The organism is Mitsuaria sp. RG (assembly GCF_028369275.1).
GTDB lineage: Bacteria > Pseudomonadota > Gammaproteobacteria > Pseudomonadales > Pseudomonadaceae > Aquipseudomonas > Aquipseudomonas peradeniyensis.
The window spans coordinates 87,713-98,063 of record NZ_JAQMYQ010000019.1 but is presented as its reverse complement, the minus strand read 5'-3'; the positions used below and the strand labels follow the sequence as shown (position 1 = coordinate 98,063).

14 protein-coding genes are annotated in these 10,351 nt (G+C 69.0%); 1 reads left to right on the top strand and 13 read right to left on the bottom strand.

Annotated features, from left to right (window positions below; all coding sequences use genetic code 11):
- Positions 1–72: 72 nt before the first annotated feature.
- The gene (locus tag POF53_RS13055) at positions 73–627 is read right to left on the bottom strand and encodes an ester cyclase (RefSeq protein ID WP_232855116.1); all 555 of its coding nucleotides are present in this window, start codon (positions 625–627) and stop codon (positions 73–75) included.
- Positions 628–755: 128 nt separating this feature from the next.
- Here POF53_RS13055 and POF53_RS13050 point away from each other — a divergent pair, with 128 nt between their 5' ends.
- Positions 756–1,169 (top strand): winged helix-turn-helix transcriptional regulator, encoded by a 414-nt coding sequence (locus tag POF53_RS13050; RefSeq protein WP_232855117.1) that lies wholly within the window; start codon positions 756–758, stop codon positions 1,167–1,169.
- A 132-nt stretch (positions 1,170–1,301) separates the two neighbouring features.
- Here the strand turns inward: POF53_RS13050 and POF53_RS13045 are convergent, their stop codons facing one another.
- From POF53_RS13045 to POF53_RS12990, 12 genes are read right to left on the bottom strand one after another with little or no spacing between them, the layout of a single operon-like run.
- On the bottom strand, positions 1,302–2,153 hold the full coding sequence (locus tag POF53_RS13045) for a CsgG/HfaB family protein (RefSeq protein WP_186735546.1): 852 nt from the start codon (positions 2,151–2,153) through the stop codon (positions 1,302–1,304).
- A gap of 32 nt (positions 2,154–2,185) precedes the next feature.
- The gene (locus POF53_RS13040; protein ID WP_050705917.1) at positions 2,186–2,605 is read right to left on the bottom strand and encodes a curli assembly protein CsgF; all 420 of its coding nucleotides are present in this window, start codon (positions 2,603–2,605) and stop codon (positions 2,186–2,188) included.
- Positions 2,602–2,997 (bottom strand): curli production assembly/transport protein CsgE, encoded by a 396-nt coding sequence (gene csgE, locus POF53_RS13035; RefSeq protein WP_203646718.1) that lies wholly within the window; start codon positions 2,995–2,997, stop codon positions 2,602–2,604. Before csgE ends, POF53_RS13040 begins: the two co-directional genes overlap by 4 nt.
- Positions 2,994–3,503, bottom strand: a complete 510-nt coding sequence (locus POF53_RS13030; protein WP_498968011.1) for a type II secretion system protein — start codon at positions 3,501–3,503, stop codon at positions 2,994–2,996. The genes csgE and POF53_RS13030 overlap by 4 nt, the downstream gene beginning before the upstream one ends.
- Positions 3,490–3,864 (bottom strand): type II secretion system protein, encoded by a 375-nt coding sequence (locus tag POF53_RS13025; RefSeq protein WP_096050074.1) that lies wholly within the window; start codon positions 3,862–3,864, stop codon positions 3,490–3,492. The genes POF53_RS13030 and POF53_RS13025 overlap by 14 nt, the downstream gene beginning before the upstream one ends.
- Before the next feature lie 5 nt (positions 3,865–3,869).
- Positions 3,870–4,343 carry a type II secretion system protein gene (locus POF53_RS13020; protein ID WP_232855119.1) on the bottom strand — a complete coding sequence of 158 codons (474 nt, stop codon included), beginning with the start codon at positions 4,341–4,343 and terminating at the stop codon, positions 3,870–3,872.
- Positions 4,340–6,217, bottom strand: coding sequence for a secretin GspD/PilQ domain-containing protein (locus POF53_RS13015; protein WP_232855120.1), 1,878 nt, complete (start codon positions 6,215–6,217; stop codon positions 4,340–4,342). Before POF53_RS13015 ends, POF53_RS13020 begins: the two co-directional genes overlap by 4 nt.
- Positions 6,214–6,714, bottom strand: a complete 501-nt coding sequence (locus tag POF53_RS13010) for a hypothetical protein (protein WP_232855121.1) — start codon at positions 6,712–6,714, stop codon at positions 6,214–6,216. Before POF53_RS13010 ends, POF53_RS13015 begins: the two co-directional genes overlap by 4 nt.
- A complete protein-coding gene (locus tag POF53_RS13005; RefSeq protein WP_203646726.1) occupies positions 6,714–7,265 on the bottom strand; it encodes a GspMb/PilO family protein in 552 nt (183 codons plus the stop codon). Before POF53_RS13005 ends, POF53_RS13010 begins: the two co-directional genes overlap by 1 nt.
- Entirely contained in the window at positions 7,252–7,794 is a 543-nt protein-coding gene (locus POF53_RS13000) for a PilN domain-containing protein (RefSeq protein ID WP_110739465.1), read from the bottom strand. Before POF53_RS13000 ends, POF53_RS13005 begins: the two co-directional genes overlap by 14 nt.
- Before the next feature lies 1 nt (position 7,795).
- Positions 7,796–8,578, bottom strand: a complete 783-nt coding sequence (locus POF53_RS12995) for a hypothetical protein (RefSeq protein ID WP_498968007.1) — start codon at positions 8,576–8,578, stop codon at positions 7,796–7,798.
- Positions 8,559–10,310 (bottom strand): GspE/PulE family protein, encoded by a 1,752-nt coding sequence (locus POF53_RS12990; protein WP_498968005.1) that lies wholly within the window; start codon positions 10,308–10,310, stop codon positions 8,559–8,561. Before POF53_RS12990 ends, POF53_RS12995 begins: the two co-directional genes overlap by 20 nt.
- Positions 10,311–10,351: the final 41 nt, after the last annotated feature.

The following is a 10,351-nucleotide window of genomic DNA, read 5'->3' as shown; positions in this document are numbered from 1 at the left end:
ATGGGGGCCGCTTTGCGGCCCTGTGGGGGGGGGGGGGGGGGGCCCCCCCCGCCCCCCCCCCCCCCCCCGCTCCTACAGCCCCACCAACCCCGCCTGACGCATGAACGCCAGGTTGTCCTCCAGATGCCAGTCCTCGGCGATGCGGCCATCGGCGATGCGATAGATGTCCATGGCGATGAAGTCGATGGCCTGGCCCTGACCCTGGTGCTCGCCCAGCGTGCCGGTGAAATGGCCGGTGAAGCGCAGCGCAGCGGTGACCCGGTCGCCCGCGACGATCATCTGCAGCACCTCGCAGCGCAGGTCCGGCACCGCCGCGCGGAATGCCCGGGAAGCCTTCAGCGGCCCTTCGACGCCCTGCACCCGCCCCGGCGGCAGGGTGTTGTCGCGAAAGTCGGCGGCCAGCGCGGCGCGGGCCATGGCCTCGTCGCCAGTGTTCCAGAAGGTGTCGTAGCGGCGGGCGGCGAGGATCTGCTGCTGCGCCTGGGCCTCGGGCAGGCTCTGGTCGACCACCAGCGTGACCGGCGTCACCAGTTCGCTGGCGTTGCCCAGATTGGCCGCCGCAGTCAGCAGCAGCGTGGAGATCCAGCGGGCGGCACGCAGCGCCGAAGCCTTGGTTTCGGTGTTCATCCTGATTTCCTTCAGTGCGTTTACAAGGGGGCATGGCGCGGCCGCGAACCATGGACAACAGCCTAACCAGCCCCGACCAAGCGCTCAAGAAGGCACTTTTCACTCACCTGATTACCTTGGAGTAACCCATGGCCCACTACCGCGAATGCCCGGCCTACGACGTCTTCGCCCCGAACTGCCCGGCACGCCTGGTGCTCGATCGCCTGGCCGACAAATGGGTGCTGCTGCTCATCGACCGCCTCAGCGCTGGTGAGCGGGTGCGCTTCAACCAACTGCGCCGGGATATCGCCGGGGTCTCGCAGAAGGTGCTGTCGCAGACCCTGAAGAGGCTCGAGCGCGATGGTCTGGTGGAACGCCAGGTACACCCGACCGTGCCGCCCACCGTCGAATACGCCCTGACCGAACTGGGCGCGACACTGGGCGGCACGGTGGAACAACTGGCGCATTGGGCGGAGTCGAACATGCCGGCGATAGTTCAAGCTCGGCAACGCTACGATAAGAGGCCGGACCCAGGATCCCCCCGCAATGCACTTCCCCTGTAGGAGCGGCCTTGTGCCGCGAAAGGGCTGCAAAGCAGCCCCGCCGATCTTTGCATTAGCGCGCAAATCCCGGGGCCGCTGTGCGGCCCTTTCGCGGCGCAAGGCCGCTCCTACAGGCAAGCGCGTAACCTCGACTTACGGCTGCTGATACTGACTCAGGTACTTGTCCAGCACCGCCTTGTCCCCCGCCCCATCCCCCGCCACCTGCCACAACCGCCGCTCGATGCCCTGGGCCAGCAGGTGGCCCACCGCGGCTTCGATGGCCGACAGCACGCACAGCTGCGCCGGTTCGTTGGTGGTGTAGCCCACCTCGGCCTCGAGCAACTTCTTGAACTCGATGAACTTGAACACCCCGGCGTTCTGCCCGACCGAGTAGATGGTCTTGCTGGTCATCACGTTGGCCAGCACCTGGCCGGTGCGCACGTCCACCGCCCGCAGGTTGACCGTGACCTGGTCGACCCGGTACTCGCGGGACAGGCCGATGCCCAGGTAGCGGGCGCCCTCACCGCCGCTGCGCACATTGGTGTCGTAGGCGATGATGCCGCCCTCAAGCATCAGGTTGGCCGCCTGCAGCGGCGGCAGCTCGCCCTGGATGTTTTCCGCGACGTCGGGCTTCTTCTGCGAGGCGCGGATGATCTTGCGCTCGGTCAGCAGGTTCTGCAGGCCCTCGCGCTCCAGCACCACGAACCAGCCGCTGGCGTTGAGCGCGTCCATCAGCATGCTCGCCGCCCCCTGGGTGACGCTGGTGGAAAACGAGCTGGCCGGGGTCGGCTTGTATTGCCCGGTCTGGTCGCGGAAACCGTACACCACCGCCATCAGCCGGCCGCGGGGCCGGGGCATGTTGACCAGGTCGTAGTAGGTCGAGGCCCGCGGCGTCAGCGTCGGGGTCTCGGGGTCCTGTTCGGCGGGCATCGGCTCGCGCAGGCCGCAGCCTGGCAGGCTACCCAGGGCGGCGAGGACCAGCAGTGTGCTCAGCAGGCGTTTCATGGCGTTCTCTCCCCAGTAAAGACCCGTCCCTCTCAGGGGTTCAGGCCGCTGACCTCGATGATCGAGACTTCCCCGGTGGCCCGGTCGGTGACCTTGATGCTCAGCGCCCCCGAGTCGTCGATGACGTCGATCAGGAAGGCGTCGGTGGACATGCTGCCGGTGTTGCCGTTGCTGATGTTGTCCAGCAGCTGCCCGAGCAGGCGCGACTCGAGCTGGTTGCTGAAGCGCTCCAGGGCCGAGGTGCCGGCGAATGCCGAGCTGCGGTCCTTGAGGTCGGGATCGTCGTAGTCGTTCTGCGCCTGGGCGTTGTTCAGCAGCCAGGTGCCATTGATCGGGTTGCCGCCGAAGGACGGGTTGACCGGGGTGTACACCAACTCGGTGGCCAGGGCCTGGCCACCGAGGCCGGCAGCCAGCAGGCAGGCGGCGATGCGTCGTGCAAGATGGGTGCTCATAGCTCGTCCCTCTCCAGATCGGTTGTGTCCTGCAGCAGTCGTTGCAGCTTGCGCTGGATGATCTGTTGCCTGACCAGGTCGGCGGCCGCGATGGCCTCGTCGTTGAGTTGCGTGGTGTTGGGCGGCAGGAAACGCCGGTACAGCACCTCGCGCTCGTATTCCACCGTCACCAGGCTGCCCCAGCGGGCATCCGGGCGTTCGCGCACCACCAGGTTGAAGTCGAGCCGGCTGGTGGCGCGCAGCCGGTCGCTGAAGGCGTGATAGAAGTCGTGGCCGATGTGCGAGATGGTGTTGTCGACGATAAAACCCATCATCTCGTCCTCGGCACCCGCCCGGGCCTGACCCTGCAGCAGGGCCAGGCACAGGCACAGCAACGTGGCCAGGCGTTTCATGGCGCCTCTCCCGGGCCTGCGTGTTGACGGGCGCCGCCGGCACTCTCGGCAAAGGCCTGCTCGGCGACGAACTGCCAGTCGCTGTAGTGTTCCAGCCCTTCGAAAGCGCTCCACTGGGCGTCGAAGCCACTGCGCTTGAGCGGCGCGGTCTCGGAGCGGCTGTACACCCCGGTGATACGGCCATCGACCGCGCGCAGCAGGCCCCACTCCTCGCCGCCGCCGACCGGGTCCGGGTAGAGCCTGCGCAGGTGGCGCTGCGGCGCCGGGAAACGGTTGTCCTCCACCAGCTCGCCCAGCTCCTGCGGGTACTGGGCCAGGCCCGGCGAGGCGCGGTAGTAGCTGCGCAGGGCCTGGGCATACTGACCACCCACCCACAGCAGCTGGCGCTCGCGCTCACGCTGCACGCTGGTGGCCCACAGGGTGCCGGTGGCCGCCAGGGCCACGCTGCTGACGGCGATCAGCAGCAGCACGCCCAGGTAGGTGAAGCCGGTTTCACCATTCGGCATAGAGGCTGCCATCACGCGCCCTCCCGCTGGCTCCACTCTTGATGTCGGCCACCCCGCCAGCCACGCCCTCGGGCGGCGGCACCAGCTGCCAGGCATCGCGGCGCTCGGTGATCGGGTCGACCGGGGTGTTGCGCAGGTAGCGCTGCTCCACCAGCTGGTCGAGGGAATCGGGGTAGTGCCCGGTGTCGCCGTAGTAGTGGTCCAGGGCCTCGCGCAGCACCGCCAGGCTCTGGCGCAGGGTGGCCTCGCGGGAGGCCTCCAGGCTGTTGAAGTAGCGCGGCATGGCGATGGTCATCAGGGTGGCGATGATCGCCATCACCACCAGCAGTTCGATGAGGGTAAAGCCCTTGCTCGGTTTCATCGCCGTCACCATTGCCCGTAGGGAACGTTGTTGAGGCCCTTGCCGGCGGCCGTGGAATAGACGTCGAACACGTCCTCGCCCTCGCGCGGGTTGTCGGCCGCGCTGTCGTAGGCGCGCAGGCCCCAGCCGCCCTGGTCGTCGGCCTTGGCGGCGCGCAGCGGATCGTGGGGGATGCGCCGCAGGAAGTAGAACTTCGCGCCCTTGGCGCTGCGCACATCGCGCACGCCGTCCACCAGCACCTGCAGGTTCGGTGGATAGCCGCTGCCGTTCAGGCGCTTCTCGATGTAGCCGGCGTCGAAGGCGCGCTTGTAGGCATCGATGGCGTCGCGGATCTGGTACAGGGCCTCGCGCAGTTGCTGCTCCTTGCCCCGGCGCACCACGGTCTCGGTCAGTGGCGCGGCCATGCTGGCGAGCAGCCCGAGCAGCGCCAGGGTCAGCACCACCTCGATCAGGCTGAAGCCCTGCTGGCGGCGTGTCATGGCCGTGGCCTCGGGCTGGCGGGCACCACCGCCATCTGCCCTTCCACCAGCGGCGCCTCCTGCGACTCGCTGCCCGGCACCTCGGTGGGCACCGCGCTGGCCGGCACCGGCTGGGCCAGCTGGCGCACCTGCAGGGCCGACTCGGTGCCGGTGGCGAACTCCATGTCCGACGGGCTCTGGTACGGCAGGTTGCGCACGATGCGCGGGGTGATCGCCAGCACCAGTTCGGACTTGCTCATGTCGTCCTTGTTGCTGCCGAACAGCCGGCCCAGGCCGGGAATGTCACCCAGCCCCGGGATCTTGTTGCCGCTGGCGTTGTGGTCGTTGCGCACCAGCCCGGCCAGCACCTGGGTCTCGCCATCGTGCAGGCGCAGGCTGGTCTGGGCGTTGCGGGTGTCGACCTGGACCGGGATGGTGCCCTGGCGGGTCGCCTCCAGGGGCGTGGCGTTGCTCACTTCCAGCGCCACCTTGATCGCCACCTCGTTGTTCAGGTGCACGGTGGGCTGCACTTCGAGCTTGAGGCCGACGTCCAGGTAGGTGACGCTCTCGGTGATCACCGGGCCCTGGGTCGAGGGCACCGAGGTCGCGCTGATGATCGGCACCCGCTGGCCGATGTGGATGCGCGCCTGCTCGCGGTTGCTGACCCGGATCACGGGGCTTGCCAGGGTGTTGATGTCCTTGTCCTGGGCGTTGATCTTGGCCTGCGGCGCCGGCGAGATGCTGATGCGGCTGGAGTCGATGCCGCGCAGCTGGTCGAGCACGCTCACCGACTTGCCGTCGCTGGTCAGCACGCCGAAGGTGTTGGGCCATTGCAGGCCGAGGTCGAGGATGCGCGAGGTGGCCACCTCCATCACCTCCACTTCCAGCACCACCTCGGGGTTGGACTGGTCCTGGGACTGCAGCAGTTTCTCGGCCATGCGCACGGCGTCGGGGGTGTCACGCATGGTCAGGGTGTTGAGGCGCTCGTCGACGAACACGTCGCGGGTCTTGAGCATGGTCTTGACCATGTTCAGCGCGGTGTTGGCGTCGATGCTGGTCAGGTAGAAGGTACGCATGACCAGTTCCTGGTAGTCCTTGGTCTTCTGCGGCGAGTCCGGGTAGATCAGCAGGGTGTTGTCGTTGACGATCTTCTGGCGCATCTGGTTCTGCTCCAGCAGCAGGGCCACGGCGTCCTCGATGCGTACCTCGCGCACGAAGATGGTGGCCTTCATGTCCGGGCGCAGGTCCTTGTCGAAGATGAAGTTGATCCCGGCGACCTGGGCCAGCACCTCGAAGATGGTCTTCAGGTCAGCATCGCGAAACTCCAGGGTCACCGGGCGCTCCAGCTTGCTGCGCAGCTGCGGGTACGGCGTGGCGGTGCGCGCCTGGACGTTCTCGATGTCGCTGCGCAGCATCTGGCCTTTCTGGTTCTGCGGATCCAGGCGCAGCACCTCGCGCATGTAGCGCTCGGCGCCGAACAGGTCGCCCTGGCGCAACGCCGCCTGGCCGAGGGCGACGCGATCGTCGAGGGTGCGGATCAGCTCCAGCTGGCGGATGCCTTCCTGGGCACGGCGGTTGTTGGCCTCTATGGTCAGCACCCGGCCGTAGCCCATGCGCGCGCCGGCGAAGTCGTGGCGCACACGGTCGCTGTCGGCCTGGGTCAGCAGCGCCTCGACCGCGGCCTGGCGGCCGTGGGCCAGGGCGATGTTCAGTTCGGTGTCACGCGGGTCCTCGCGCAGGGCCTCTTCCAGGCGGGCGATCCCGGCCTCGTACTGGCCTTCCTTGATCAGCTCCTGGCTGTCCTTGCGCGCGGCGCTCGAGCCACATCCGCCGATGGCCACGCACAGGGCCAGGAGCATGAACGGTGCAGGCTTGCACAACTTCGACGATTTCATGGGGCGCTCCCGACAGACAGGGTCTGTGGCTGGTGCAGTGGCAGGTAGACCAGGCTCAGCTCGGTGGCCGAGACGTGGTCCAGACGGTAGGTGTCATCGATCACGTCGCCCTGGCGCACGACGTAGAGCTTGTCGCCGCTCTGCAGGAAGATCTGCAGGTCGTCGCGTTCGCCCATGCGGCCGATGAAGCGAAACGGCAGTGTCGGCGCGGTGGGCGCGGCGGCCACCGGGGCGGTGACCACGGGTTGTTCGGTGACAGTGGCCAGGGCCTGGGGTGGGGTCCATTGCTGGCTGGGGAACAGGTCGCGTGAAGGGCTAGTGGCCTCATCGCGGGGCAAGCCCGCTCCCACGTTGGTGGGGGCTGCGTGGGAGCGGGCTTGCCCCGCGATCGGGCCGGCCGCCTCGTCCTCCAGGCCGAACCAGTGCCCCGGCGCCCACGCCAGCGCGGCGCTCACCCCGAGGAACCCGGCCCACATCACCGCACGCTGAGTGTTCATCACGACCTCGACAGGTAAAGGGTCATGCGCACACGACCGGTCAGTTCCCGGTCACCGATCCGCTTGCGCTGCAGCTCCAGGTCTTCCAGCACCAGGGTCGGCAACTGGCCGAGCAGTGCCTTGAGGAAGCCGCGGATCTGCGGGTAGCTGCCACGCACCGGCAGGACGATCTGGTAGCGCGCCAGCTGGGTCCTAGGGTCCACCCCCAGGGCGTACTCGCCGCGGGACAGGCTGATGCGCTCGGCGCTGGCCAGGTGGTACAGGCGCTCGATCAGCTCGCTGGCCTGGGGCTGGCCGGGCAACTGCTGGCGCAGTTCGTCCAGGGCCTGCTGCTCGGGCCGGGCCTGGACCTTCAGCTCGCCGCGCGCCAGGCGCTGCACCTGGGCGCTGGCATCGGCCTCGCTGGCGCGCAGCTCGCGCACCGCCTGCCAGTGCGGCAGCACCCCGGCCAGGGCGATGGCCAGCGCCAGGGCGCCAACCAGCAGCGCCGCCAGCCCTGCCCGGCCCAGGCGCCGCAGCGCTTCGTGGACAATCAGGCTAGGGACGCGCATGGCCGGTCTCCCAGGTGGCGGTGAGGTTGAAACGCACCGGATGCTCGGCCTGCCCGGCCAGCACTTCGTGGTTGAGCAGCGACACGTCGGACAGCTCGGCGCTGCGCTCCAGGCGCTGGTGGTACTGCAGCATCGCCTCGAGGTTGCGCGCCTCGGCGCTGATGCGGACCTGGCCCTTGCGTGCGTCTGGGGTGAGGCTGAGCAACGCCACGTCTTCCTGTGGCATCGCCTCGAGCATGGCGAACAGTTGCTGCCAGGGACGCTGCAACTGCTGCGAGACGCTGCGCATCTGTGCCAGGCGCTCGGCCTGCTCGCGGATCACCGCGCTGCTCTGCACGGCGGCGGTGGCCGGGCGCCGGCCGAGCTTGAGTTCGAGCTGATGCACGCGGCCTTCAAGGTCCACCTGCTCGCTCACCAGTTGCTGCTGGGCCAGCACCAGCACCGCCAGCACGGCGCCGCCCAGGGCCAGCAGCGACCAGGCCAGGGGGCTGCTGTGACGGGGCTGGAATTCCAGGTCGAGGCGGCGCATGTCAGGCCACCGCCCGCCACATGGCGCACAGCGGGTCGGCCTCGGCGCAAGGCGCGCACAGCTGCACCGCCGCCAGCTGCGAGGCCGCCGTGCGTCCCGGCGCGTGCAGGTACACCCGCGGCAGCTGCTCGCCGTACAGCTCGCAGGTGCGCTCGATCAGCGCCTGCAGGGCCTGGTCGCTGTCGGCGCAGCCCTGGGCCAGCACCTGTTGCCAGGCGCCGCCGGCGGCCAGCAGCAGCACGCTGCGGCGCGGCTCGGCGAGCACGAACAGGAAGTCGCCCTGGGCCAGCTGTGCCGAGCAGCGGTTGTAGGCGGCCATCAGGTACGGCTGCACCGAGCGCAGGCTCAGCCGGCTTTCCCGGCCCAGGGCCTGCAGGCCCTGGAGCAGCGCCTCGGGCAGCGCGGTGGCGATGCGCGCGGCGCCTGCCGGCTCCGGCGACAGGACGATGCGCCAATCGTCCAGGGCCTGGCCGTAGAGATGTTCGAAGCAGGCCCGGGCGTAGCTGTCCAGCTCGCCCGGGTTGCCTATGGCGTCGCTCCAGGGCACCAGGCAGAAGCGGCTGTAGCGGGCCGAGAGCAGCACCCGCAGTTGCGCGCCGCGTGCCGGGTGCTCGTCGAGCAGGCCGGCCAGGGCCTCCAGGGCCGCGGCCCAGGCCGGCTGGGCGGCGTCGCAGTTGAAGGCGCGACTGCCCAGCCACTGGTGTTGATGACCGTGCCAGCGGCCCAGGCCGACACCCTCGGCGCCGAGTACGGCGCAATACCGATCAGGCGATAAATGTGACACGGTTGATCTCCTCGAGTGTGGTGCGGCCGTTGCGGACCAGGTCCAGGGCCGAGGCACGCAGCAGGCGCAGACCGCGTTGGCAGGCCAGCTGCTTGATCTGTGCGAGCGGGCGGCGTTCGACGATCATCTGCCGCAGGTCGTCGTCCAGGTGCAGCAGCTCGGCAATGGCGTTGCGCCCGCGGTAGCCACTGCCACGGCACTGGCCGCAACCCTGGGCGCGCACGAAGCGCCAGCCGGCCACCGCGTCACGGGCCAGGCCCGAGGCGGCCAGCAGTTCGTCGTCGGGCTCGCAGGGCACCGCGCAATGCGGGCAGGCCAGGCGTACCAGGCGCTGGGCCAGCACGGCGTTGAGCGCCGAGACGAAGCTGTAGGGGTCGACCTGCATCTGGCTGAAGCGGCCGATCACGTCGAACACGTTGTTGGCGTGGATGGTGGTGAACACCAGGTGCCCGGTGAGCGCCGACTGCACGGCGATCTGCGCGGTGTCCGGGTCGCGGATCTCGCCGACCAGGATCTTGTCCGGGTCGTGGCGCAGGATCGAACGCAGGCCGCGGGCGAAGGTCAGGCCCTTCTTCTCGTTGACCGGGATCTGCAGCACGCCGGGCAGCTGGTACTCGACCGGGTCTTCGATGGTGATGATCTTGTCGACGCCGTGGTTGATCTCGCTGAGCATGGCGTACAGCGTGGTGGTCTTGCCGCTGCCGGTGGGCCCGGTGACCAGGATCATGCCGTAGGGTTCGCTGGCCAGGCGGCGCAGGGCGCGCAGGGTGTGCTCCTCGAAACCCAGCGCCTGCAGCTGTACGCCGCTGACCTGGTCGGACAGGTCCTGCTTGTCCAGCACCCGCAGCACCGCGTCCTCGCCGAAGATGCTCGGCATGATCGAGACGCGAAAGTCGATCTGCCGCTCGCCGATGGCCACCTTGAAGCGCCCGTCCTGGGGCACGCGCTTCTCGCCGATGTCCAGCTCGGCCATGACCTTGATGCGCGAGATCACCTGCTCGGCGAAGGCGCTGCCGCTGGCCTTGCCGGCACCGTTGAGCACGCCGTCGATGCGGTACTTGATGGTCAGGCCCTGGCCGGTCATGCCCAAGTGGATGTCGCTGGCGTGCAGCTTGAGGGCGTCGTACAGGGTCGAGTTGACCAGCTTGACCACCCGGCTCTGGTCTTCGCTGATGCTGGTCAGCGACAGGCGCTGCAGCGGGTCGGCCTCGCCACCGGCCTCGGCGTCGTGGCCGAGGGCGTCGACGGCGTGGAAGCTCTCTTCGTGGCGGGCCAGGAACGCGGCCAGGTCGGCGGCGTGGACCAGGTACAGCGGCGCGCCCTGCAGGCAGTCGTCGATCCAGGCCAGGCGGGCACTGTCGAAGGGGTCGGCGAACACGCCGACCCGCTCGCCGTTGTGCTCGACCAGGGCGAATTCGCGCTTCAGGCATTGCGCCAGGCTGACCTGGTCGAAGGCCGGGGCGCAGGCGAACAGGGTCTGGGTGGCGAGTGCCGGGTAATGCAGGGTGGCGGCCAGGCGCTGGGTGAAGGTGGCGGGCGTGTCACCGGCGAGGCGTTCCAGACAGGCCAGCAGGCGCTCTTCGCCGGCTTGCTGGCGGGCCTGGGTCAGGAGATCGCGGGGGTAGCCAGCAATCGCGGGGCAAGCCCGCTCCCACGAGTCCGTAGCCAGTTGCGTGGGAGCGGGCTTGCCCCGCGATGGGGCCAGTGGATCTGTATCGAATGCCTGGGACATGGCCTGCGACTCCGCTCAGGGGCGGCGCTGCAGGCTGGGGG